The sequence below is a fragment of the Mesorhizobium sp. M0571 genome (genome assembly GCF_040320985.1).
GTDB lineage: Bacteria > Pseudomonadota > Alphaproteobacteria > Rhizobiales > Rhizobiaceae > Mesorhizobium.
In genome coordinates, this window is record NZ_JAMYQT010000005.1 from 61,310 (window position 1) to 84,943 (window position 23,634).

At 62.2% G+C, this 23,634-nt stretch carries 24 protein-coding genes; 16 read left to right on the top strand and 8 right to left on the bottom strand.

Annotated features, from left to right (window positions below; translation table 11 throughout):
- The first annotated feature begins 31 nt into the window (after nt 1-31).
- The 3 genes from hydA to NKI85_RS08310 are packed head-to-tail and all read left to right on the top strand — an operon-like array spanning nt 32 to nt 2,237.
- A complete protein-coding gene (hydA, locus tag NKI85_RS08300; protein WP_352529607.1) occupies nt 32-1,483 on the top strand; it encodes a dihydropyrimidinase in 1,452 nt (483 codons plus the stop codon).
- 29 nt (nt 1,484-1,512) lie between these two features.
- Nucleotides 1,513-1,854, top strand: coding sequence for a hypothetical protein (locus NKI85_RS08305; protein WP_352776540.1), 342 nt, complete (start codon nt 1,513-1,515; stop codon nt 1,852-1,854).
- Nucleotides 1,845-2,237 (top strand): hypothetical protein, encoded by a 393-nt coding sequence (locus NKI85_RS08310; RefSeq protein ID WP_352529611.1) that lies wholly within the window; start codon nt 1,845-1,847, stop codon nt 2,235-2,237. Before NKI85_RS08305 ends, NKI85_RS08310 begins: the two co-directional genes overlap by 10 nt.
- A gap of 29 nt (nt 2,238-2,266) precedes the next feature.
- Here NKI85_RS08310 and NKI85_RS08315 read toward each other — a convergent pair whose 3' ends face one another.
- On the bottom strand, nt 2,267-2,671 hold the full coding sequence (locus NKI85_RS08315; protein ID WP_352529613.1) for a cupin domain-containing protein: 405 nt from the start codon (nt 2,669-2,671) through the stop codon (nt 2,267-2,269).
- A gap of 146 nt (nt 2,672-2,817) precedes the next feature.
- Between NKI85_RS08315 and NKI85_RS08320 the strand changes: the two genes are divergently transcribed.
- The 5 genes from NKI85_RS08320 to NKI85_RS08340 all read left to right on the top strand — a co-directional run bounded on the left by NKI85_RS08320 (nt 2,818) and on the right by NKI85_RS08340 (nt 7,585).
- Nucleotides 2,818-3,609: an ABC transporter ATP-binding protein gene (locus NKI85_RS08320; RefSeq protein WP_352529615.1), complete on the top strand. Its 792-nt coding sequence runs from the start codon at nt 2,818-2,820 to the stop codon at nt 3,607-3,609.
- Between the two features lie 349 nt (nt 3,610-3,958).
- Nucleotides 3,959-4,837, top strand: a complete 879-nt coding sequence (locus tag NKI85_RS08325; protein WP_352776541.1) for an ABC transporter permease — start codon at nt 3,959-3,961, stop codon at nt 4,835-4,837.
- Nucleotides 4,834-5,970 carry an ABC transporter permease gene (locus NKI85_RS08330; protein ID WP_352776542.1) on the top strand — a complete coding sequence of 379 codons (1,137 nt, stop codon included), beginning with the start codon at nt 4,834-4,836 and terminating at the stop codon, nt 5,968-5,970. The genes NKI85_RS08325 and NKI85_RS08330 overlap by 4 nt, the downstream gene beginning before the upstream one ends.
- Before the next feature lie 40 nt (nt 5,971-6,010).
- Nucleotides 6,011-6,982 (top strand): ABC transporter substrate-binding protein, encoded by a 972-nt coding sequence (locus tag NKI85_RS08335; RefSeq protein WP_352776543.1) that lies wholly within the window; start codon nt 6,011-6,013, stop codon nt 6,980-6,982.
- Between the two features lie 153 nt (nt 6,983-7,135).
- Nucleotides 7,136-7,585, top strand: a complete 450-nt coding sequence (locus NKI85_RS08340) for a CHRD domain-containing protein (RefSeq protein WP_352776544.1) — start codon at nt 7,136-7,138, stop codon at nt 7,583-7,585.
- 81 nt (nt 7,586-7,666) lie between these two features.
- On the opposite strand, the gene NKI85_RS08345 is transcribed toward NKI85_RS08340, so the two are convergent.
- The 3 genes from NKI85_RS08345 to NKI85_RS08355 form a co-directional block, all read right to left on the bottom strand.
- Nucleotides 7,667-9,316 carry a thiamine pyrophosphate-binding protein gene (locus NKI85_RS08345; RefSeq protein ID WP_352776545.1) on the bottom strand — a complete coding sequence of 550 codons (1,650 nt, stop codon included), beginning with the start codon at nt 9,314-9,316 and terminating at the stop codon, nt 7,667-7,669.
- Nucleotides 9,313-10,488, bottom strand: a complete 1,176-nt coding sequence (locus NKI85_RS08350) for a CaiB/BaiF CoA transferase family protein (RefSeq protein WP_352776546.1) — start codon at nt 10,486-10,488, stop codon at nt 9,313-9,315. Before NKI85_RS08350 ends, NKI85_RS08345 begins: the two co-directional genes overlap by 4 nt.
- A gap of 140 nt (nt 10,489-10,628) precedes the next feature.
- The gene (locus NKI85_RS08355) at nt 10,629-11,564 is read right to left on the bottom strand and encodes an alpha/beta fold hydrolase (protein WP_352776547.1); all 936 of its coding nucleotides are present in this window, start codon (nt 11,562-11,564) and stop codon (nt 10,629-10,631) included.
- A gap of 179 nt (nt 11,565-11,743) precedes the next feature.
- Between NKI85_RS08355 and NKI85_RS08360 the strand changes: the two genes are divergently transcribed.
- Entirely contained in the window at nt 11,744-12,757 is a 1,014-nt protein-coding gene (locus NKI85_RS08360; protein ID WP_352776548.1) for a ribonuclease T2 family protein, read from the top strand.
- 73 nt (nt 12,758-12,830) lie between these two features.
- Nucleotides 12,831-13,445, top strand: a complete 615-nt coding sequence (locus NKI85_RS08365) for a hypothetical protein (RefSeq protein ID WP_352776549.1) — start codon at nt 12,831-12,833, stop codon at nt 13,443-13,445.
- A 17-nt stretch (nt 13,446-13,462) separates the two neighbouring features.
- Here NKI85_RS08365 and NKI85_RS08370 read toward each other — a convergent pair whose 3' ends face one another.
- The gene (locus NKI85_RS08370; protein ID WP_352776550.1) at nt 13,463-14,758 is read right to left on the bottom strand and encodes a GGDEF domain-containing protein; all 1,296 of its coding nucleotides are present in this window, start codon (nt 14,756-14,758) and stop codon (nt 13,463-13,465) included.
- Nucleotides 14,759-14,997: 239 nt separating this feature from the next.
- Between NKI85_RS08370 and ettA the strand changes: the two genes are divergently transcribed.
- Together ettA and NKI85_RS08380 are read left to right on the top strand one after the other, a co-directional pair.
- Nucleotides 14,998-16,647: an energy-dependent translational throttle protein EttA gene (gene ettA, locus NKI85_RS08375; RefSeq protein ID WP_352524226.1), complete on the top strand. Its 1,650-nt coding sequence runs from the start codon at nt 14,998-15,000 to the stop codon at nt 16,645-16,647.
- 3 nt (nt 16,648-16,650) lie between these two features.
- The gene (locus tag NKI85_RS08380) at nt 16,651-17,463 is read left to right on the top strand and encodes a BglII/BstYI family type II restriction endonuclease (protein ID WP_352776551.1); all 813 of its coding nucleotides are present in this window, start codon (nt 16,651-16,653) and stop codon (nt 17,461-17,463) included.
- A 3-nt stretch (nt 17,464-17,466) separates the two neighbouring features.
- Here NKI85_RS08380 and NKI85_RS08385 read toward each other — a convergent pair whose 3' ends face one another.
- Complete coding sequence (locus NKI85_RS08385) at nt 17,467-18,111, bottom strand: MT-A70 family methyltransferase (protein WP_352524229.1); 645 nt, start codon at nt 18,109-18,111, stop codon at nt 17,467-17,469.
- Nucleotides 18,112-18,258: 147 nt separating this feature from the next.
- On the opposite strand from NKI85_RS08385, the gene tam reads away from it, so the two are divergent.
- From tam to NKI85_RS08400, 3 genes are all read left to right on the top strand, one after another.
- The gene (gene tam, locus NKI85_RS08390) at nt 18,259-19,035 is read left to right on the top strand and encodes a trans-aconitate 2-methyltransferase (protein WP_352776552.1); all 777 of its coding nucleotides are present in this window, start codon (nt 18,259-18,261) and stop codon (nt 19,033-19,035) included.
- Between the two features lie 114 nt (nt 19,036-19,149).
- On the top strand, nt 19,150-19,485 hold the full coding sequence (locus NKI85_RS08395) for a hypothetical protein (RefSeq protein WP_352776553.1): 336 nt from the start codon (nt 19,150-19,152) through the stop codon (nt 19,483-19,485).
- 172 nt (nt 19,486-19,657) lie between these two features.
- Complete coding sequence (locus NKI85_RS08400; protein ID WP_502900653.1) at nt 19,658-20,728, top strand: beta-ketoacyl-ACP synthase III; 1,071 nt, start codon at nt 19,658-19,660, stop codon at nt 20,726-20,728.
- Between the two features lie 9 nt (nt 20,729-20,737).
- On the opposite strand, the gene NKI85_RS08405 is transcribed toward NKI85_RS08400, so the two are convergent.
- Nucleotides 20,738-21,352 carry a methyltransferase family protein gene (locus NKI85_RS08405; RefSeq protein ID WP_352776554.1) on the bottom strand — a complete coding sequence of 205 codons (615 nt, stop codon included), beginning with the start codon at nt 21,350-21,352 and terminating at the stop codon, nt 20,738-20,740.
- A 212-nt stretch (nt 21,353-21,564) separates the two neighbouring features.
- Here NKI85_RS08405 and NKI85_RS08410 point away from each other — a divergent pair, with 212 nt between their 5' ends.
- On the top strand, nt 21,565-22,182 hold the full coding sequence (locus tag NKI85_RS08410; protein WP_352776555.1) for an MOSC domain-containing protein: 618 nt from the start codon (nt 21,565-21,567) through the stop codon (nt 22,180-22,182).
- 460 nt (nt 22,183-22,642) lie between these two features.
- On the opposite strand, the gene NKI85_RS08415 is transcribed toward NKI85_RS08410, so the two are convergent.
- The gene (locus tag NKI85_RS08415) at nt 22,643-23,602 is read right to left on the bottom strand and encodes an aminotransferase class IV (protein WP_352776556.1); all 960 of its coding nucleotides are present in this window, start codon (nt 23,600-23,602) and stop codon (nt 22,643-22,645) included.
- Nucleotides 23,603-23,634 lie beyond the last annotated feature (32 nt).

Genomic DNA, 23,634 nt, shown 5'->3' on the forward strand with positions numbered 1-23,634 from the left:
AGAAGCGCGACAAGAACAAGGGAACAAGAAAATGTCCAAAGTCATCAAGAACGGAACCGTCGTCACCGCCGACCGCACGTGGAAGGCCGACGTGCTGTTCAAGCAAGGCAAGATCGTCGCCATCGGTCCGGACCTGCATGGCGACCACGAATTCGACGCCAGCGGCTGTTATGTGATGCCGGGCGGTATCGACCCGCACACCCATCTCGAAATGCCGTTCATGGGCACCTATTCGGCCGACGATTTCGAGAGCGGCACGCGGGCCGCGCTTGCTGGCGGCACGACGATGGTCGTCGATTTCTGTCTGCCGGCGCCGCAGCAATCGCTGCTCGAGGCCCTGCAGATGTGGGATAACAAGACTTCGAAAGCGTCCTGCGATTATTCTTTCCACATGGCGATCACCTGGTGGGGCAAGCAGGTGTTCGACGAGATGGCTGATGTCGTCGACAAGGGCATCACCTCGTTCAAGCACTTCATGGCCTACAAGGGCGCGCTGATGGTCGATGACGACGAGATGTATTCGTCGTTCCAGCGCTGCGCCGATCTCGGCGCGCTGCCGCTGGTTCATGCCGAGAATGGCGACGTGGTTGCCGCCCTGTCGCAGAAGCTGCTGGCGGCGGGCAATAACGGCCCCGAAGGGCACGCCTATTCGCGTCCGCCGGAAGTAGAAGGCGAGGCGACCAATCGCGCCATCATGATCGCCGACATGGCCGGCGTGCCGCTCTATGTCGTGCACGTCTCCTGCGAGCAGGCCCACGAGGCCATCCGCCGCGCGCGGCAGAAAGGCATGCGGGTGTTCGGCGAGCCGCTGATCCAGCATCTGACGCTGGACGAGAGCGAGTATTTCAACAAGGACTGGGACCATGCGGCGCGCCGCGTCATGAGCCCGCCCTTCCGCAACAAATGGCACCAGGATTCGCTGTGGGCCGGCCTGCAGGCCGGGTCGCTGCAAGTGGTGGCGACCGACCATTGTGCCTTCACCACCAAACAGAAGCGCAACGGCGTCGGCGACTTCACCAAGATTCCGAATGGCACCGGCGGGCTCGAGGATCGTTTGCCGGTGCTGTGGACGACCGGCGTCAACACTGGCCGGCTGACGATGAACGAGTTCGTCGCGGTGACCTCGACCAACATCGCCAAGATACTCAACATGTACCCGAAGAAGGGCGCCATCGTCGAAGGCGCGGACGCCGACATCCTCGTCTGGGACCCGAAGCGCAAGAAGAAGATCACGGCCAAGAAGCAGCAGTCGGTGATCGACTACAATGTCTTCGAAGGTTTTGAGGTAACCGGCCTGCCGCGCTTCGTCTTCTCGCGCGGCGAACTGTCGATCGAGGAAAACGAGGTCAAGGCGAAGCCCGGCCATGGCGAGTTCGTCGGCCGCGAGCCGAACGCGGCGGTCAACCGGGCGCTGTCGACGTGGAAGGAAATTTCCGCGCCGCGCAAGGTGGAACGGACGGGCATCCCGGCGACGGGCGTTTGAGCTTGGCGAGCCACGGAGCGATTATCTCAATGGCCGCGGTGATCCTTGCCGCCGGGCCGGCGGCGGCTGACGTCCTTGCCGGCTCCTTTGGCAATGAGGTCGGTTGCGCTGGTGTACGGCTCGGTTATCAGGACAGCGACGATTATGTCGTGCTGACCGCCGACGGCGTCGAAACCTATGGCAGTGGCTGCCAGTTCGCACAGCGATTGACGACGACGCCTGCGACCCAGTTGTTGAGCTCCACCTGTTTCGCCGAGGGCGAGGAGGGGACGACCACAGACGTCGTCAAGATTATCAACAGAGGAGAGGACGGGTTCTTCGTGACCATCCCCGGCCTTGATGAGATAGGGCCGTTGAAATCATGTTCGTGACCAAAAGCGGGTTTCGCATGTTGTTTGCCGCGGCTGCTGTGCTCGCGGCCGGCCACGCCTCCGCGGCGGCGGCCGTCGACCTGTCCAAGCCTTATGGCAACAAGTCGGGCTGCATCAACAAGAACGGCCAGCAGGTCTATGCCGAGGACATGCTGCTGCTCAACGACACCGAATTCATCACGGCGACCAGCGCCTGCACGTTCACCGAAAAGCAGCCGCAAGCCGACGGCTCGGTGGTGCTGAAAACATTGTGCGAGGCTGAGGGCGAGGAAGGCCAGTCGCCAATCACATTCACCGTCAAGCGCAGCCCCAAGAATGCCAAGAAACTGGTGATCGCCGATGAGGACGGCATGGTCATGGGCGAAGTCTCCCGGTGCCGATGACGGCCAACTTTCCGGTCTCGGCTCAGTCCTCAGGCGACCATCCCTTCCAGTTCCGGCAGCAGGACGACGCTTTCCTGTTCGCTGGGGTCGGTACGGGCGATAACGGCCGAGGCAGGACTGTCGCTCAGATTGGACGGCAGATGCGGCACACCGGCCGGAATGTAGAAAAGATCGCCGGCCTTGACCACGATATGCTGTTCAAGCCGGTCGCCGTACCAGGTATGGACTTCGCCGGAGAGCACATAGATCGCGGTTTCATGGCTTTCATGCATATGCGCCTTGGCGCGGGCGCCCGGCGGCATGGTCAGCAGATGCATGCAGATGCCGGAAGAGCCGACGCTTTCGGCGGCGATACCGGCGAAATAACTCAGGCCCTGCTTGCCTTCATAAGAGCTTTCAGGGCGGATAAGATGGCAAGTGGGTTTGGGCGACATCGGGGCAACTCTCGATCGAGCGGGAACTCTCAGCCGGACGGGAACTCTCAGTCGGACAGGACGGGGCGAGTGGAAAGCAACATCGAGGCAAAATCAACCGAATTCACGCTGGCACGGCAGCCGCGCGAGAAGGCAGGCCGCGGCCTATGACGGGAGCATCGCCAGCCGTCGTGTCGGCAAGCAAGCTTGGCCTCACCTTCCAGACCAATGACGGTCCGGTGCAGGCGCTGTCGAATGTCGATCTCACCATCGGCAAGGGCGAATTCGTGTCCTTCATCGGGCCGTCCGGTTGCGGCAAGACGACCTTGCTGCGGGTCATCGCCGATCTGGAGAAGCCGACCTCGGGGACCATCTCGGTCAACGACATGACGCCCGAGCAGGCGCGCCAGAGCCGCGCCTATGGCTATGTCTTCCAGGCGGCCGCGCTTTATCCGTGGCGCACGATCGAGCGCAATGTGGCGCTGCCGCTGGAGATCATGGGCCTGTCCAGGGCGGAGCAGGCGGCGCGCATCAAGCGCACTCTCGACCTCGTCAATCTCGGCGGCTTCGAGAAGAAATACCCCTGGCAGCTTTCGGGCGGCATGCAGCAGCGCGCCTCGATCGCACGGGCGCTGGCCTTCGATGCCGACCTTTTGTTGATGGACGAGCCGTTCGGCGCGCTCGACGAGATCGTGCGCGACCATCTCAACGAACAGCTGCTGGAGCTTTGGGAACGGACCAACAAGACCATCTGCTTCGTCACCCATTCGATCCCCGAGGCGGTCTATCTGTCGACTCGCATCGTTGTCATGTCGCCGCGCCCGGGCCGCGTCAGCGACGTCATCGAATCCACGCTGCCTAAGAAGCGGCCGCTCGACATCCGCGAGACGCCGGAGTTTCTGGCCATCGCGGCACGCGTGCGCGACGGGCTCCGGGCGGGGCACAGCTATGATGATTGAGGCGGCGGAAGATGAGCTCCCTCCTCCCCCCGACGGGGACATGGCTAACCACACCTTCGTCATCCTAGGGCGAAGCAGCCGCGAAGCGGCGTGCGTAGACCCTAGGATCCATGCCGTGACTTCGGCCGAAAGGTGCAAGCGGTTTAGAATGTGTGCGAGGCGAGCCTCGGCCGCCGTTAGCTCGGGAGCAATGTTCGGCACCGGTGCGGAGCGGATAGGTAACGGCATGGATCCTAGGGTCTGCGCCGCGTCGCTTCGCTCCTTGCTTCGCCCTAGGATGACGAAGAACGGGTATGGCCGCTCTCGCGTGCTGGGGAGAGGAGGGCGCCAGTCGCCTGACGTCCGCTAGATGGATACCTTTCGCGACAAGATCGTTCCTGTGACCTCGATCCTCTTGGGCGTGGTCGTCGTCTGGTACGTCATGGCCGTTGTCCTCAACGCACCGTTCCAGCGCGATCTCGACCGCCGCGCCAATCAGACACCGGGTGTCGTCGAGTTCATCGGCAAGACGCTGGCGCAGCCAAAACCGACGCTGCCGGCGCCGCATCAGGTGGCGGTAAATTTCTTCGAGAACACGTTTCTGCGCAGCGTCACCTCGAACCGCAGCCTGGTCTACAATGCCTGGGTGACGCTGTCGTCGACGCTGCTCGGTTTTGCTTTCGGCACGGCGCTCGGCATCGTCATTGCCGTCGGCATCGTGCATGTGGCGACGCTCGACCGCAGCCTGATGCCGTGGATCATCGCCTCGCAGACCATCCCGATCCTGGCCGTGGCGCCGATGATCATCGTCGTGCTGGCGGCGATCGGCGTCACCGGGCTGATCCCGAAGGCGCTGATCTCGACCTATCTGTCGTTCTTCCCGGTGGCGGTCGGCATGGTGAAGGGGCTGCGCTCGCCCGAGCTCACCCATCTCGACCTGATGCATACCTATAATGCCAGTCCCTCGCAAACCTTCTGGAAATTGCGGGTGCCGGCCTCGGTGCCGTTCCTGTTCACCTCGATGAAGGTGGCGGTGGCCGCCAGCCTGGTCGGCGCCATCGTCGGCGAGCTGCCGACCGGCGCCGTCGCCGGCATCGGCGCCAAACTTCTCGCCGGCGCCTATTACAGCCAGACCATCGACATCTGGTCGGCGCTGGTTGCCGGGTCGGTCGTGGCGGCGCTGCTGGTTATGCTGGTCGGCATTGCTGGGCGCCTGGTCGACCGCGCCATGGGCGGGAGGCCGGCATGAGCTCGCTCCTGAGCCTTTCCTCAATCACCCCTCGATCCTGGCAAGGGTATGCCGCGCTTGCTCTTCTTGCCGGCGCGCTCCTTCTTTGGCCACTTGTCAGTGCCACGCCCGGCTACGGTATGGCGACCACGGCTTTGATCTTCATTTTGCTGCTCGTGGCAATTGAGGCCGATAATTTTCCACCGATGATTGGAGTGGCGTTGCTCTTCCTTGGCGCGCATGGCGCGGCGTGGATGCTGCTCGCCGGCATAACCGGCAATGAGGGGACCGCTCGCGCGTCCTTCTATCTGCTGCTTGCCGCTGCATGGCTTCTGGCCTGGCGCTGCGTAACGGTCTTGTCGACGCTTCGCCCGGGGTCGCGCTGGGCGTCAACCGCATTGCGCCTGATCATCCCGGCGATCTTCGGCGCCTGGATCCTGATCATCTGGGAGGCGGTGACCCGTGGTGCCGGTATCCCCTTCATCCTTTTGCCGCCGCCAAGCGCCATCGGCGCACGCATTGCCACTTCGCTGCCAATCCTGGCCGCCGACGTGCGCCAGACGATCTTCAAGGCGGTGATCTTCGGTTACGTCGTTGGAAGCGGGGCAGGTTTCATTGCCGCCATCATGGCCGACCGCGTACCGTTCCTGCGGCGCGGACTGCTGCCGATCGGCAATATGGTGTCGGCGCTGCCGATCATCGGCGTCGCGCCGATCATGGTCATGTGGTTCGGCTTCGACTGGCAGTCCAAGGCGGCGGTGGTCATCATCATGACCTTCTTCCCGATGCTGGTGAACACCGTCGCCGGGCTTGCAGCCTCCGGCCATATGGAGCGCGACCTGATGCGCACCTATGCCTCGGGCTACTGGCAGACACTATTCAAGCTGCGATTGCCGGCGGCGGCACCCTTCATCTTCAACGCGCTGAAGATCAATTCGACGCTGGCGCTGATCGGCGCCATCGTCGCCGAGTTCTTCGGCACACCGGTGGTCGGCATGGGATTCCGCATTTCGACGGAAGTCGGGCGGATGAACATCGACATGGTGTGGGCCGAAATCGCAGTTGCGGCACTTGCGGGTTCGGTCTTTTATGGCGTGGTCGCTCTTTTCGAGAGAGCAATCACGTTTTGGCATCCCTCTGTCCGTGGTGGATAGGGGCGGTGGGTTTAGGGCGCTAACTTCAGAGGGTAAAAACATGAAAAGACTTGTTGTTTCGATGCTGGCCGGCGCGATGTCGCTGGCCGCGTTCCAGGCGATGGCCGCGGACAAGGTGACGCTGCAGCTGAAATGGGTCACCCAGGCCCAGTTCGCCGGCTACTATGTTGCCAAGGCCAAGGGCTTTTATGAAGCCGAGGGCCTCGATGTCGATATCAAGCCTGGCGGCCCCGACATTGCGCCGGAGCAGGTGATCGCCGGCGGCGGCGCCGACGTCATCGTCGACTGGATGGGCGGTGCACTGGCTGCGCGCGAAAAGGGCGTGCCGCTGGTCAACATCGCCCAGCCGTTCAAGAAGGCCGGCATGGAGCTGGTCTGTCCGAAGGACGGCCCGGTCAAGACCGAAGCCGACTTCAAAGGCCATACGCTCGGCGTCTGGTTCTTCGGCAACGAGTATCCGTTCTATGCCTGGATGAACAAGCTTGGCCTCAAGACCGAAGGCGGCCCGGACGGCGTTACCGTGCTCAAGCAGAGCTTCGACGTGCAGCCGCTGATCCAGAAGCAGGCGGATTGCATCTCGGTCATGACCTACAACGAGTACTGGCAGCTCATCGACGCCGGCTACAAGCCGGAAGAGCTGACCGTCTTCAACTATTCCGCCATGGGCAACGATCTGCTTGAGGACGGGCTTTATGCCCTGGAAGACAAGCTCAAGGATCCGGCCTTCGAGGACAAGATGGTGCGTTTCGTGCGTGCTTCGATGAAGGGCTGGAAATACGCCGTCGACAATGCCGACGAGGCGGCCGGCATCGTCATGGACAATGGCGGCCAGGACGAGAATCACCAGAAGCGGATGATGGGCGAGGTCGCCAAGCTGATCGACAATGCCGATGGCAAGCTCGATCCGGCGACCTACGAGCGCACCGCCAAGGCGCTGCTCGACCAGAAGATCATCACCAAGGAGCCGACCGGCGCCTACACGACCGCGATCACAGACAAGGCGATCAAATAGGGCTGTCAAGCAAGCTCTGTTGGAAGACAAAAAGGGGGCGGGCGACCGCCCCTTTTTAGTGGGATGTAAAATGAACGTTACCGGCGGAAACATCCGCTCGCAAAATCGTTGTGCCGATGCATCCGCTTCAAGGGTGCCACAACGGAGGTTTCCATGCGCATCCAGTCCTTCACGCCGATGCTTTCGGCGCTGGCCATTTCTGCAGCCATCTTCTCGGTGTCACCAGCTCTGGCCGAAACCGTAAAGATGACGGCAACGCTCAATGGCGCTGAGCAGAACCCGCCCGTCACCACGAAGGGCAAGGGCACCGCCACGCTCAGGTTCAACACCGCCACCAAGAAACTCAGCTGGACCGTGAGGTATTCCGGCCTCAGCGGGCCGGCGACCGCCGCACACATTCACGGCCCGGCGGCAAAGGGTGAAAACGCCGACCCTGTGGTGCCGTTCAAAAAACTGAAGAGCCCGATCAAGGGCTCGGCGACATTGACCGACAAGCAGGCCACCGATCTGGAGGCCGGCAAATACTACGTCAACATCCACACTGCGGCCCACGCGGACGGCGAGATCCGCGGGCAGATCGAAAAGGCGCCAGCGTCGATGTAGCGCAACGTCGCCCGAGAGCGACCATAGCGCTGCATCAACCTGTCGAAGTTTGCGAAGGGATTCGACCTATCCCGTTGGCGCTCAGGCCCTGTCGCGTATCTGCGTCATCGTCCGGGTCGGCGTGATCGCTTCGGGATCAAGCCTGATCTCGACGATCGCCGGCTTGCCGCTGGCGCGCGCACGCTGGAAAGCCGGCGCGAAGTCGGCGGTCTTCTCGACTGTTTCGCCATGACCGCCATAGGCACGCGCGAGCGCCGCGAAGTCGGGGTTTTTCAGATCCGTGGCGACGACACGGCCCGGATATTCGCGTTCCTGATGCATGCGGATGGTGCCGTAGATGCCGTTGTTGACGACAACGACAATGATCGGCAGTCCGTATTGCACGGCGGTGGCGAATTCCTGCCCATTCATCAGGAAACAGCCGTCGCCGGCAAAGGCGATCACGTCGCGCTCGGGGAACAATTCCTTGGCTGCGACCGCCGCCGGCGTGCCGTAGCCCATCGAGCCGGATGTGGGTGCTGCCTGTGTGCCAAAACGCCGGAAGCGGTGATAGCGATGCACCCAGGTGGCGTAGTTGCCGGCGCCGTTGGTGAGAATGGCATCGTCGGGCAGCATCGTTTCGAGATAATTCATGATCGGCCCCATCTGGACGGCGCCAGGGCCGCTCTCCGGAGGCGTCGACCAGTCGAGATAGGCCGCATGCAGCTTCGCTGTCTCAGCCGCCCACACCGGCGCTGCGCCCGGCTTGTGTTTGGCAAAGGCTTCGACGAAGGCCGCGGGCGAGGCATTGATCGCCAGCGCCGGCCGGTAGACGCGGCCGAGCTCGCCGGCGTCGGCATGGATATGGACCAGCATCTGGTCCGGGTAGGGGCTCTTCAGCAGCGTGTAGTCGGACGACGGCATCTCGCCCATGCGGCCGCCGATGAGCAGCACAAGGTCGGCCTGCTTGATGGCGGTTGCCAGCTTGGGGTTGATGCCGATGCCGACATCGCCGGCATAGTTCGGGTGAAGATGGTCGAACAGCATCTGGCGGCGGAAGGAGCAGCCGACCGGCAGCGACCAGGCCTCGGCGATCGTCCGTATTTGCGCGACGGCTTGCGCGTCCCAGCGCGTACCGCCGAGAATGACGAAGGGCCGCTTTGCCTTGTTAAGCAGCTCTTCCAGCGCGTCGAGCTCGGCTTCGCCGGGCCGTGTTTCGACCGGTGTGTAATGCCGGGCTTCCGGTGCCTCGGCGAGGCTGGTCAGCATATCCTCGGGCAGCGAAATGACGACCGGGCCGGGCCGGCCGGACGTCGCGACCGCAAAGGCGCGTGTGACAAATTCGGGGATGCGTGCGGCGTCGTCGATCTCGACCACCCATTTGGCGATATCACCGAAGAACCTGACATAGTCGACCTCCTGGAAGGCCTCGCGCCCCTTGGCGTGGCTGGCGACCTGGCCGATGAACAGGATCAGCGGCACCGAATCCTGCATGGCGATGTGGATGCCGGCCGAGGCATTGGTGGCGCCGGGGCCGCGGGTGACGAAGCAGATGCCGGGCCTGCCGGTCAGGCGGCCATGGCAGTCGGCCATCATTGCGGCACCGCCCTCCTGGCGACAGACGATGGTGCGGATCGGTGAATCATGCAGCGCGTCGAGCACCGCGAGATAGGATTCGCCGGGCACGCAATAGATACGGTCCGTTCCGTTGGCTTCGAGCGCATCGACGATGAGTTGTCCGCCGGTCTTCATTTTCCAGACCTCTCCAGTTCGGCAAGGATTTCTTTGGTGTGTTCGCCGAGACGCGGCGAGGGCCGTTCATAGACCAGCGGCGTGCCGGACATGACCATCGGCGCACGCACCGAGGGCAAGAGATTGCCATGGCCGTCGTCGAGGTCGAGCCGCATGCCGCGCGCGATGGTCTGCGGGTCCGCAAACATCTGGCCGATATTGTTGATCGGGCTGGCCGGCACGCCGGCGGCCTCGAGCTTGGCCAGCAGCGGGTCGCGATCGAAGACTTTCAGCGCCTCGATCATCTGCTCGCGCAGCTTCGCCCGGTTGGCAACGCGGGCGGGATTGGTGGCGAAGTCAGGGTTAGACGCCAGCTCGTCGAGGCCGACGGCAGCGCAGAACTTTGCGAACTGGCCGTCATTGCCGACCGCCAGGATGATGTGGCCATTTTTCACCGGCACCACCTCGTAGGGCGCGATGTTCATATGCGCATTGCCCATCTGCACCGGCGATTGTCCGGAGACGAGATAGTTGAGGTTCTGGTTGCCGAGCGTCGAGATCTGGGTGTCGTAGAGCGCCATGTCGATATGCTGGCCTTCGCCTGTCTTCTCGGCATGACGAAGCGCCGCCTGGATGGCGATGACCGAATAAAGCCCGGTGAAAACATCTGAAATAGCGACGCCGGCCTTTTGCGGTTCGCGGCCGGCTTCGCCGGTGATCGACATCATGCCGGCCATGCCCTGGATGATGAAATCATAACCGGCGCGCGGCGCATACGGTCCCGACTGGCCAAAACCGGTGATCGAGCAATAGATCAGCCGCGGGTTGATTTTTCTCAGGCTGTCATAATCGAGGCCGTACTTCTTCAGTCCGCCGACTTTGAAGTTTTCGATCAGCACGTCCGATGTCGCGGCCAACCGGCGCACCGTCTCGGCGCCCTCGGGCGTCGAAAAGTCGATGGCGATGGAGCGCTTGCCGCGGTTGCAGGAATGGTAATAGGCGGCCGAAAGGTTCTCGCCGTCATGGCCGATGACGAAGGGCGGCCCCCATTTGCGCGTGTCGTCGCCGCCGTCCGGGCTTTCGACCTTGATCACATCGGCGCCGAGGTCGGCAAGCAGCTGCCCGGCCCATGGCCCGGCAAGGATGCGTGCGAGTTCGATGACGCGGATGCCTTTGAGCGGAGGCTCAGTCATGGATCACCGTGATTGGTCGAAAGCGCAGCCTTAGATCTTTTTTGTGCATGTCGTTATCCCAAAACCGCTGCGCACTTTTGGGCGACATCCCACTATCAATCCCGCGTGCCGCTGTCACGGCCCTTGCGATGGGCCAAGTATCACGGCGCCCTCAGCACGCGGTCGGCCCAGGCGGCAAAATCCTCCATGATGATATCTCGGTTTACCTCGTTCAGGCTTTCGTGGCGGGTTTCGGCGTAAACCTTTGAAACGAGATTCGAAAAGCCCATCATGTGCATCCGGCCGGCAAGATGGCTGACAGCCTTGCCGCCATCCGAGGCCGGATCCTTCTCCCCTCCGACGAGATTGACGAACAGGTCGCGCCGCACGCCGGAAAAACTGCGGTCGCTGCCGCAATCGAGCGCCATCTTGACGACGTCCTGCCACATCGACACCGATGCGTCCCAGCCGCAGAGCGGGTCGGCGATGTATTTCTCCACTTCGACGGCATCGCGCGACAGCCAGTCGAACGGCGTCCGGTGATTGGCCACGGCCTTGCCCCAGGCCCCGAACGTCAGCCGGGGCAGCAGGCGCGACGGCACGTCGGAACCAAGCCGGAATTTTTCCCAGGCAAGCATGCCGAGCGCGATTTGGCCGAGCAGGCCGGCCGAGAAATTGCCGTTCCAGATCGCCGCGCCCTGGATGCGCGCAGAGTGGCGCAAGACGAAATTCAGCGCGACCGACGCGCCCAAGGAGTGGCCGAAGACGATGACCGGCAGGCCCGGCTTTTCCTTGGCGATGAGGTCGTGGACGGCAGCGACATCGGCGATGACCTTGGCACCGCCATCCGTGTCGGCGAATCTGCCAAGGGGGGCATCAGGCGCCCTGGTCGCGCCGTGGCCACGGTGGTCATGCGCATAAACCTGGTAGCCGCGCTCGCCGAGGAAATCGGCGAAGCGGGCATAGCGCGCGGCATGTTCGGCCAGCCCGTGGTTAATCTGGACAATTGCGCGTGGTTGGCCGGTGGCGTGTTTCACATAAAGGTTGAGCTCGGCGCCGGTTGGCGATCGAAGCACAAGCTGTTGGTCGAATGACATCGCCGCTTCGTCTCCAATGCCTCGACACGATACCGGACGCGAGTTTTGTTTGCGCCGGCGCTGGTTTTGCGTCAATCCGGCGTGGCCGATTTGCGCGGTGAGCTTTATCGCACGTTCGCAATTCTGACATGGTGACAACGGCAGTCTGTTGCCGCAGTTTTTTCAGCCGAGGGACTCTTATGCGGACAGGTTTTGTTTTCGGATTGGCGCTTGCGGCCGTGCTGTTGGTCGGCGCGGCGCAGGCCGATGTGAAGATGACCGGCTCATTCGTCGCCGATGCCGCCTGTCCGGCGACGCAGGCGATCAAGAGCGGCAAGAACCCGGGCAATGTCTCGACCGCGGCTGGCCAGAGCTATGATCTCCTGGCCGGCAACAAGGATGCGCCCACCCACTATCTCATTCGCGTGCCGGGCGCCGATCCGGAGCGTCGCTGGGTCAAGATCAGCTGCGGCCATGTTTCCAGCGGCAATGCGTCGACGATGCCGGCTGCACCGGCGCCTGCCGATTCGAACAAGCCATCGGCGTCCGGAAAACCGGAATATGTCTTCGCGCTGAGCTGGCAGCCGGCTTTCTGCGAGACCAAGTCCAGCAAGACCGAATGCCGGGCGCAGACCGCGGCCGGTTTCGATGCGACCCATTTCACCTTGCATGGGCTGTGGCCGCAACCGAACGGAAATTTCTATTGCCAGGTCGCGGCAAGCGACAAGGCGAACGACGATCCGGCGCACTGGCGGGACCTGCCGCCGGTCACGCTTGACCCGAAAACGCGATCGGAACTCGACCAGGTGATGCCGGGCACCGCATCCGCCCTCGAAAGGCATGAGTGGATCAAGCACGGCACCTGCTACGGCAAGAGCCAGCAGGAGTATTTCTCCGACGCTTTGAACCTGATGCGCGCGGTGAACGCGTCGCCGGTACGCGATCTCTTCACCAAGAACATCGGCAAGCAGCTGACGTCCGATCGGATCCGCAGCGCCTTCGACAGCGCCTTCGGCACAGGCGCGGGCGACCGGGTCCGCGTATCCTGCGTGGTCGATCCTTCGAGCGGCAGGCGGCTGATCGGCGAGCTGACGCTCGGCCTCACCGGCCCGATTGCTTCGAACTCTTCGCTCGGTGCCCTGCTGCTTGCCTCGGCGCCGACAGCCAAGGCCGGCTGCCCGAAGGGCACGGTCGACTCCGTCGGGTTCCAGTAAATAGGCCGAACGCGGCTGTCGCTTTGCATCGGGGATGGTATGATCCCAGGGGCATCATTCGGCGGGGGTAGCGATGAGTGGCATGACGAGCGGCGCGTTGGCGCGGCTGGCGTTCTGGGCCAGGGGCATGACGGCGATTCGGGACGGCCATATGGAGTGGCCGGGTTTTTCCTACACCGAAGCGGAGTGGGCGCGCATGAGCACGCTCGCCAAACCGATCGGCGCCGGCACCTACCAATTGTTCACACTGGTCAACGCGGCGATCTTCATCGCCATCGCTGCGCTCGGTATCTTCGGTATCTTCCTGCCGCTGGCGACGCTGCTGTTCCCGGTACCGGCCGAAACCAGTGCGCTCAAGTTTTCGCTGCTGTTGGCGGCATGCGCCTTCCTGATCATCGGGATCGGCCTGCCGATTTCGCTGCGCCTTTCGACCGCGCTGGTCGCGCCGAAGTCGCTGCATACCAACCTTGTCGCCGTGGCCGGCGATCAGGCGCTCGCGGCAAAGGTGTCGTGGCAGATCAACCGGATCATGCTGGTGCTCTGCGGCTTGCTGGTGCCGGGCATTCTTCTGTTCATCGCCTATGATATCGATGCCAGCCCGATCATCGCGGCAATGAAATGGCTGGCGATCGCACTGATGGCGGTTTCGGTCGCGATCGGCGCATGGCAGCGGCGCAAACAATCCTGATTGCGCCAATTGCAGCGTTATGCGCCGACGCTGCGCTCCGGCCTGGTCCATGTGTTGCGGCCGTCAGCCTCGTTGCCGCCCGGCTCGCCGACAACGCGGTCGCGTCCGGTCGATTTGGCCTTGTAGAGACGCTGGTCAGCGAGCGCGAAAAGATCGGCAAGGCAGCGGGTCGTCTCGCCGACGGTCGAGATGCCGGCGCTGATGGCGATGTCGAACCGGCTGGTGCTCGTTGATGTCTTGACCGCGTGCCTGATGCTCTCGCCCAGCAGCCTGGCCGCCGGATGCGGGCGCGAACAGAGGATTGCGAATTCCTCGCCGCCGATCCTGAAAACCTGGTCCTCGGGACTGACAATCTCGCCAAGCAGGGCTGCGATGGATTTCAGCACCTTGTCGCCCTCGGCATGGCCGAAGCGGTCGTTGATCGACTTGAAATGGTCGACATCGATGATCAGCAGGCTGAGCGGCTTGGCCGTCCGCAGGCTGGCGGCGACGGCGGCTTCGCCGTCGCTGTCGAAGCGGCCCCTGTTCAGCAGGCCGGTGAGGCCGTCGCGCCCTGCCTGCTCGACCAGCGCTTCATAGCGCTCGCGATAGGTCAGCGTGTCGAAAATGTCTGAAAGCCCACGCGGCGCCGGGATCTGCCGTGCCTCGAACCATCTGAGATAGGCGACAAGCATGATGCTAAAAGCAAGGGCCGCCCCCATCTTGGCAAACCAGCCGCCAAGGAAAACCGCGACCGGCGCCCCGGCGATGAAATGCAGCGCCGTGAAGAACCCCGCCTGGTCGAATGTGAGTACACAGGCTACCGAGACCAGGATGCGGGTGAAAAGCGCATTGCGCAGGTATTTGCCGAGTTTTTCATAGAGCAGGATGATGAGGATGGCATCGATGAACAGCAGCGAAGTGCCCCATGCCATCAGCCAACCCATCTTATCGATGAAGGCGATGTCGGGAAGCTTGCCGTCGGGCAGCGGTGCGATGTCGTGCAAGCGCAGGATCAGCACGAGCCCGATCATCAAGGCATTGCCGAGCAGCAGGCCGTAGATGGGCTGCCGCACGGTTGCCGCGTCCTCCTTGATGTAGAGCAGGAGAAGCATCACCAGTTTGCCGGAAAACAGCACAGCCGAGCCGGGCGATACCATGCCGAACGGCAGCGCGACATAGAACACGCTGGCCAGATAGGTTTCCAGAAAATGCATGGCGCCAAGCGCGCAGACAAAGACGCCGAGGCCGATGCGGTTGCTGAACCAGAAAAGCGTGACCATTGTGCCGAAATAGAAAACCGCTTCGGCAAGCAGCAGGAAACTGTTCAGCACGACCCGATCTCTCTTCCGAAATCGCGGCTGCCGGCGATTCCCACCCAACACTGTTTTGACGCGGAATGGTTAACCGGAGCTTTCGCCTTGGGCGTCGGCACGAAATGAACGGCTAAGCGTTTGCGGTGCGACCAAATTCGCCTAGGGCCAAAACTGTTTGCCGTTCGGGGCCGCATCGCTTACATAGCGCGCAACTTCCATTCAATCCGACATCAGTCGATTTTTCAGGGAAAGCGCGCGTGGCACGCCAGTTCATCTATCACATGGCCGGCCTCAACAAGGCCTACGGCACCAAGAAGGTGCTCGAGAACGTTCATCTGTCCTTCTACCCGGACGCCAAGATCGGCATCCTCGGCCCCAACGGCGCCGGCAAGTCGACGATCCTCAAGATCATGGCCGGGATCGACAAGGAGTGGAGCGGCGAAGCCTGGCTGGCCGAAGGCGCGACCGTCGGTTACCTGGCGCAGGAGCCGGCACTCGATCCGAACAAGAATGTGTTCGAGAACATCATGGAAGGCGTCGTCGCCAAGACCGCCATCATCGAGCGCTATAACGAATTGATGATGAACTATTCCGACGAGACGGCCGACGAGTCGGCCAAGCTCCAGGACGAGATGGACCGGCTCAATTTGTGGGATCTCGAGCAGCAGGTCGAGATGGCGATGGAGGCGCTCGGCTGTCCGCCCAAGGAAGCCGACGTCACCAAGCTGTCGGGCGGCGAACGCCGTCGCGTCGCGCTCTGCCAGCTGCTGCTGCGCCAGCCCGATTTGCTGCTGCTCGACGAGCCGACCAACCATCTCGACGCCGAGACGACGGCGTGGCTGGAAAAGCATCTGCGCGCCTATCCGGGCGCGGTGATGATCATCACCCACGACCGCTACTTCCTCGACAACGTCACCGGCTGGATCCTCGAGCTCGACCGCGGCCGTGGCATCCCGTACGAAGGCAACTACACCAAATATCTCGAAGCCAAGGCCAAGCGCCTCAAGCAGGAAGGCCGCGAGGACGATGCGCGCCAGCGGGCGATCGGCCGAGAGCGCGAGTGGATCCAGTCCAGCCCGAAAGCCCGGCAGACCAAGTCGAAAGCCCGCATCCAGGCGTTCCAGGATCTGCTGGATGCGGCCGACAAGCGGCGTCCGAGCGACACCCAGATCGTCATTCCGCATGGCGAGCGGCTCGGCAATGTGGTGATCGAGGTCGAGGGTCTGTCGAAGGGGTTCGGCGACACGCTGCTGATCGACGATCTCGAATTCAAGCTGCCGCCCGGCGGCATCGTCGGCGTCATCGGCCCGAACGGCGCCGGCAAGACGACGCTGTTCCGCATGATCACCGGGCAGGAAAAGCCCGATGCCGGCACGATCCGCGTCGGCGAGACGGTCAAGCTCGGTTATGTCGATCAGAGCCGTGACGCACTCGACCCAACCAAGACCGTCTGGGAAGAGATCTCGGGCGGCGCCGAAGTGGTCAAGCTCGGCAAGTTCGAGGCCAACACCCGCGCCTATTGCGCGTCGTTCAACTTTCGTGGCGGCGATCAGCAGCAGAAGGTCGGCAATCTGTCCGGTGGCCAGCGCAACCGCGTGCATCTGGCCAAGATGCTGAAGACCGGCGGCAATGTGCTGCTGCTCGACGAACCGACCAACGATCTCGATACGGAAACGCTTGCCGCACTCGAAGACGCGCTGGAAAACTTCGCCGGCTGCGCCGTCATCATCTCGCACGACCGCATGTTCCTCGACCGGCTGGCGACGCACATCCTCGCCTTCGAGGGCGACAGCCATGTCGAATGGTTCGAGGGCAATTTCGAGGATTACGAGCAGGACAAGATCCGCCGCCTCGGCCCGGACGCGGTCAACCCGCACAGGATGACGTATAAGCGGCTGACCAGGTAGGGCATGGCACTCTTCGATCGTCTTTCGGCAAAAGGCTTTCAGGTCGAGTTTCATTCGCACGCTGAAGCGATTCTCTCTGTCGACTTCCCAGACGCGGTATCGGAGCTGGAGGCTGTTCTTCTAGCTGCATCAATTCCGATCGAAGAAATAATCGCTGGCGGTGGTGGTGAAACAAAGAACACGCAGCGCTTACGGCGAGGGTTGGTTGCTGCGGATTGGTTGACGACAACTTTCACGATCGAAAAAGTAATTAATGGAATCGCGAGAGAAGCGATTTCCCACAAAATGGATCATGTACGGCATCTTCGGCAGCGGAATGATTCCGATGCGGTGGTCGCACTAGAAATCGAATGGAATAACAAAGACCCATTCTTTGATCGCGACCTTGAGAATTTCAAACGTCTTCATGCCGAGGGAGCTATTTCAGTCGGAATTATTGTCACGCGAGGAAAATCGCTTCACGACAATATGCTCAGTCTTGTGCAGCGATTTTTCGACGAGCGGCAAATTCAATCGTTCGATGACTTGTTGCGCTGGGGATACGATCCCACAACACGTCAGCGCGCTGCGATCATGAAACGTATCGAGCGCTCGAAAGATCCGGTTACCTTCAGAGAAGCATTCTCGAGCAAATTTGTAGCAGACAAGTTCGGTGAAGCTACCACCCATTGGCGAAAATTAGACGATCGAATCTCTCGCGGTGTTGGCAACCCATGCCCTCTGGTTACAATTGGGCTGCCAGATTCAATCGTCAGCTTTGGTGAGGATCCTTCGGGTCTCCAGCCAATAATTGATGCAGTAGGAGGCGACGAATAATCGCTATTCGGCAGGCTCTACTGCCGAATTGTAGGCATATGTTTTCCAAGTAGGCTTATAGTCCTCATCTGCCTGATTGCCCCAATACGTCCATCGGGGTCTGGTGCCACGTGCAAAAAGCTCCAGATACGGACCTTTGGAGCAGCTTTCGATCAGTTCATATTGCTCATCGGGTTTGCGGGAATGTTCCCGCTTTCGCGATGACATGTAGTTGACCTGGCTGCGGCCGGGAGATTCCGTACGAGCATTTTTTCCGCGCACGCCGAACAGAAGCAGCTCGGTCACGTTGCGAAAATAGAAGCCGACGCCGCGGCCATCAGAGCCGCCGTCCTTTCGCACTTTGTGCCAGACGATGTTCGACTTGTATTCGAATCCCCAGGCTCGCATGACTCGCAGAGCATCCGGCAGCAGCGCATTCGGAACCCAGAGGTAGAGATGTGCCGGTTGCAAAGTCAGTTCTGATATCGGCAGCGCGCAGATGTCATCGGTCGTCAGCGTTTCATAGCGTGACAGACGGCGATGTTCGGGCGCAACTTTGCCGGTACGATTTGTGAAGCGCCAAGGAGGATCGGCGAGCACCGTGTGAAAGCGCTTGCCACCTGTTTTCTTCGCCAAGTCGATGGCTGCATTCATCGCTTCGGCGTTCACAATGGCCCCCTAAGAAAATAAGAACAAAGACAGAACTTTCTGCCCGTGTCAAGACTGCACGATTCGCACCGACATGTCTGGCACATTGTGTGTCTGTCGACAGATGCCTATTGAACCGACACAGAAGACAATCTTCGCGAGAACAGCATGTCTAGACCCGACTGGTCCGCCGCCCTCTACCTGAAGTTCGAGGACGAGCGCACCCGCCCCGCGCGCGATCTCGTTGCGCAGGTGCCGATGCGGGAGCCACGTCGGGTGGTCGACATTGGCTGCGGGCCGGGCAATTCGACCGAATTGCTGGTCGAGCGCTGGCCAAAGGCGCAGATCAGCGGCTTCGATACCTCGCCTGATATGATCGAGAAGGCCAAGGCGCGTCTGCCCGGCGTCACCTTTGCGCTGGCGGATGCGGCGGCGTGGCAGCCGACGGAACCCGTCGACGTGATCTTCGCCAATGCGGTGTTTCAGTGGCTGCCGGAGCATCCGGCGATTTTCCAGCGACTGATGGGATTTTTGGCGCCCGGCGGCGCGCTTGCCGTGCAGATGCCGGATAATATGGCCGAGCCGTCGCACCGGCTGATGCGGGAGACTGCGGCCGAGATGCCGTTCACCGAAAAGCTCAGCGACGCGGCCCGCGCGCCGCTGCCGCCTGTCGCGTTCTATTACGACCTGCTGTCGCCTTTGTCGGACCGGCTCGATATCTGGCACACGATCTACAACCATCCGATGGCGGATGCCGAGGCGATCGTCGAGTGGGTGAAGTCGACAGGGTTGAAGCCGTTCCTCGATCCGCTCGACGAAGACGAGCGGCAGCTTTTCCTGAAGCGCTATACGGCCAGAATAGAAGAAGCCTATCCAGCGATGTCGAACGGCAAGGTGTTGCTGCGCTTCCCCCGTCTCTTCATCGTGGCGCGGCGCGCTGCTTAGGAACTTTTAGCCACGGCAAAGGGTAGTGCGCAGCGGCCGCTTGACCCGATTTCACCTCCATGCGCATTTCAGCGGCGCAAGGGCAACGGCCCGTCAGCGGCCATGGGGTGGATGATGACACTGAAAAAGATGGTTTTCGGCGGCAGCGTTTGCGCGGCCGCCGTGCTCGCCTTGTCGATGTCGGCGGAGGCGAAGCGGGCGCGCTGCTTTACCAGCGACGACGGCTATTTCTCCTGCAACTACCGGGCGCTGGACGGTGACGGCAGCTTTCGCATCTCTGCGCCAGGCTATCCGACTTATGTCCTGGAGGTCGACGGGCCCGGTTTTGCTTACGGCTACGTCAATCTCGGCCGGCGCAATGTCTCGCTGCCCGGGCAATTCGTGCGCAGAAACGATGACGGCGCCTGCTGGAACAATCCGCAGACCAATACCAAGCTCTGCGCCTGGTAAAGACCCGTTCCAGGGGCTTGATTTAAGCCGGCATAAACTGGCTAGGTGCAAAAGAGGTTGCGCCGAGCTTTTTGCGGCGTCGACATGAGGCCGCAACGTCTGCGCATGGGACGAACTGGAAATGCATCGCGTCATCATCAGCGGCATCGGCGTTGAAATCCCCGAAGCTTCGATCACCAATGAGGAGCTCGTCGCCAGCTTCAACACCTGGGTGGACACAGAGAATGTCCGCCGCGAGGCCTCGGGCGAGACGCTGCTGCAGAAATCGGACAGTGCCTTCATCGTCCATGCCTCGGGCGTCCAGACCCGCCATGTCATCGAACGGGAAGGCATCCTCGACCCGACCCGCATGGCGCCGCGCTTCCCGGCGCGGCCCGACGATGCGCTGTCGCTGGAGGCCGAGTTCGGTATCGCCTCGGCCAGGAAGGCGCTCGATCATGCCGGGCTGAAGCCTGAGGATATCGACCTGGTGATCTGCTCGGCTTCGCACCATCAGCGGCCCTATCCGGCGATCGCCATCGAAATGCAGCAGGCGTTGGGGACGAAGGGCGCCGGCTTCGACATGGGGCTTGGCTGCTCGTCGGCGGCGGCCGCATTGCACATCGCCGTCAATCTGGTGCGGGCAGGGGCGCACAAACGCGTGCTGGTGTCGACGCCGGAGATCATCACCGGCCATCTCAATTTTCGCGACCGGCAGACGCATTTCATCTTCGGCGACGCTTCCGTGTCGATGATCGTCGAAGGGCTCGCCCAGGGCGAGAAGCGGCCGGGGCGCTTCGAGGTGCTGGATACGCGCACCTGGACGCAGATGTCCAACAGCATCCGCACCAATCTCGGTTACTATACCCGCGCAACCCAGGACGATCCGTACATGATCGATCTGGAAGGCAATCTGATCAAGCAGATCGGTAACAAGGTGTTCAAGGAAGTTACCGTCGCCGGCCACAAATTCATCGTCGAATTCCTGGCCGAGCACGGGCTGACGCCGCAAGCGATCCGGCGCTTCTGGCTGCATCAGGCGAATGCGCGGATGAACGCCATGATCCTGAAACTGTCCTTCGGCCATGAGGTCGACCATGACCGCGCGCCGATGGTGCTGGAGCGCCTCGGCAACACCGCCGCCGCCGGCGCCATCATCGCCCTGTCGGAGAACCATGCCGACATGAAGGCCGGCGACTATGGCCTGCTCTGCGCCTTCGGCGCCGGCTATTCGATCGGCGGCGCGCTGTTGCGCATGCTTTAGATTTTTGTTTTATGCATGTCGTTGTCCCAAAACGCTGCACACTTTTGGGCGACATGCATTAGCTCGGCGCGAACGGCACCAGCATGGGAACGCGCCTGGCATAGTCGTCGTAGCGCTACCCAGTTCGCCGCGGAGAAAGCGCTCCTCCAGCCTTGCTTTCATGACGATGCCGACGATGAGGAGGATGGCCCCGGCAACGCCCCAGACCGTGCCCTTCGCCGCCGTGGTGGCGAGGATCGCCAGAAGCAGCCCGGTGTAGATCGGGTGGCGGACCAGCCGGTAGGGACCGGTGTCGACGACGCGGTGCTCAGCCTTGGCGGTGACCGTGCCCGACCACAGGCGGCCGAGGTGCAGCCGCGCCCACCAGGCGAATGCCAGACCGGCAGCGATCAGCGCGAAGCATATCCACGCGTCGGCAAGGTTTGGCATCCAAAGTCTCAGCGGGCCGGCATAGCCGTGCGCCGGGATGAAGAGCAGGATCGTGCCGAGCACCAGCACCGCCCGGTAGGGAAGTTCCGCGTCGAAACCGGCGCGTTTTTCGGCCCGGTCGGCCCAGAAGGCGGCCGCGGCCCATGTGACGACCCAGAGCAGCCAAAGCTGCACGATCGCCGATGCGGGATGCATGATAACCTCCGCAGGCCTTCGTCTGACCCTGTTATCCAATCGATACAGCGCGGCAGCAATGCGGCACGGGCGCGGAATGGAGCTGGTCCAGCCTGGCAGGGGGTTGTCGGCGCCGAACCGTATCAGCCGCCTTGATTGGAGCATCAACGCTTTCGACTGGACGCTGTAAATCGACTTCGGCTAACTGCGCCCCGTCGCAAGGAATGAAACCAATGCTGGATATGTTTCCCGCAGCCGAGAATCCGGTCGAGATTGTCCCGGCGCGAAAACTCGCCGCCAAGGTGGCCGCGCTTTACGTCGCGCCGTTCGATCATTTCGAGACACGAGTCGTGGATGCGTTGCAACTCGGCTTCGATGGCATCGATGGCGATTTCCACGCCGGCACGACGCGGCGCTCCGGTGGGCGCGAGCCCTGGTATCCGCGCGGCACCGAGATGCGCAACGAGCGGCAATTGTCGATCGTGGCGGCGGACGAACTGGCCATCGTCGCCGAACGAATGGGCATCGCCGAGATCAAGCCGGAATGGATCGGCGCCAATCTCGTGATCGAAGGCCTGCCGCACCTCTCCATGCTGCCGTCCGGGACGCTGCTGTTCTTCAAAGGCGGCGCGACCGTCAAGGTCGACGCGCAGAACGGACCTTGCCGCATCGCCGGGCGGTCGGTCGCCGAACATGCCGGGATGGCCGACCATGACGCCGGCGCGCTGCTGTTCCCAAAAGCGGCGAAGCGGCTGCGCGGGCTCGTCGCCTGGGTCGAGAAGCCCGGCACCATCACGGCCGGCGAGGAGATTTCGGTGCGCGTGCCGGAGCAGTGGATCTATCGGGCCTAGTCCAGGCAGGGCGGCATTGCCAGCCGAAGCCGCGTTCCGTCGCCCCCCCTCTGTCCGGCAGGGCAGAGGGGCACTGTCCCTCGAACTCTCAAGACCTGGGTTCCTCGCCCACCGCGAAGCGGGGGAGAGGTGGCCGCGAAGCGGCCGGAGAGGGGTCTTTCGTAGAGAGCGGTTCCCCCTCTCCGTCTCGGCTTCGCCGAGCCACCTCTCCCCCACTTTCGTGGGGGCGATGAACCCAAGCTGGAATGAAGCCCCAATACCAACCTGAAGTGATTTCGCGGAGGCACAGCGTATTTTGTTCTTGCTTTGTGCCGGCAGCTATGCTACTAATTTAGATATGGTGCTGATCCGCGCCGCCGACCCGCCTATTGAGGCGGGTTTTTTTTGTTTCAGGCTTTGAAGGTTCCGATGTTGCCGACCTTGACGTTGGCGGGACAGCGCCGCGCCCGGCCAGCGAGGGTCAGGGATAGCGCACCGGGGTCGACCATGCCGGTTCTTCGTGCTTTTGCCAATAAAGCGCCATCAGCCGGCTGGTGATCGCACCGACCTTGCCGTTGGCGACCGGAGCGCCGTCGATCGTTGTCACCGGCATGATGCCGCCAGCGGTTGAGGTGATGAAGACTTCGTCGGCCGCCTTAAGCGCGGCGATGCCGACGTCAGTTGCTGCGGCGGCAAGCCCGGCCTCGGCGCAGAGATCGAAGACGGTGCGCCGCGTGATGCCGGGCAGCACGCCGACCGCTGGTGTCGACAGTTTTCCGTCCTTCACGCAAAAGACGTTGAAGCCCGGGCCTTCGGCGACATTGCCGTTGAAATCGAGGATCAGCGCGGTCTCGGCGCCGCGGTCATAGGCGTCGTAAAGACCGCGCACCAGGTCGAGCCAATGATAGTTCTTGATTGCCGGATCGACCGAGGTCGGCGGGATGCGCACCTTATCGCTAATCGCGACGTTGAGGCCGCGCTGCAATTGCTCGGCATTGGCGACCGAGCCGAAGGGAACGGCGAAGGCCATGAAGCGGTTGACCGCCTGGCGCGGGTCGCGGCTGAAGGTCGGAGAGGTGCCGCGCGTACAGAGCATCTCGACATAGGCAGCCCGATGGCCAGACAGCGCCACGCAGTTTTGAAGGATTTCGGCCACGCCTTCGTGGTCGAACGGAATCGTCATGCGCAGCTTTTCCAGCCCGCCGAAGAAGCGGTCGAGATGCAGGTCGAGACGGAAGAAGCGACCGTTCCAGACATGCACCGTATCGTAAGTGGCATCCGAGTGCAGGAACCCCCAATCAAGCACCGGGATCCTGGCCTGCGACATTGGCAGATACTGGTCGTCCAGAAAGGCGACGCCGTCCGGATAGGAGTGCGGGTCGACATGCTGTACCGAGAGCAAAGGCAGCGGTTTGGTCAGCGGATCCCCAGCGTTGTCCATCTCGCCTCCTTCATGCCCTCGCGCGGTGGCCG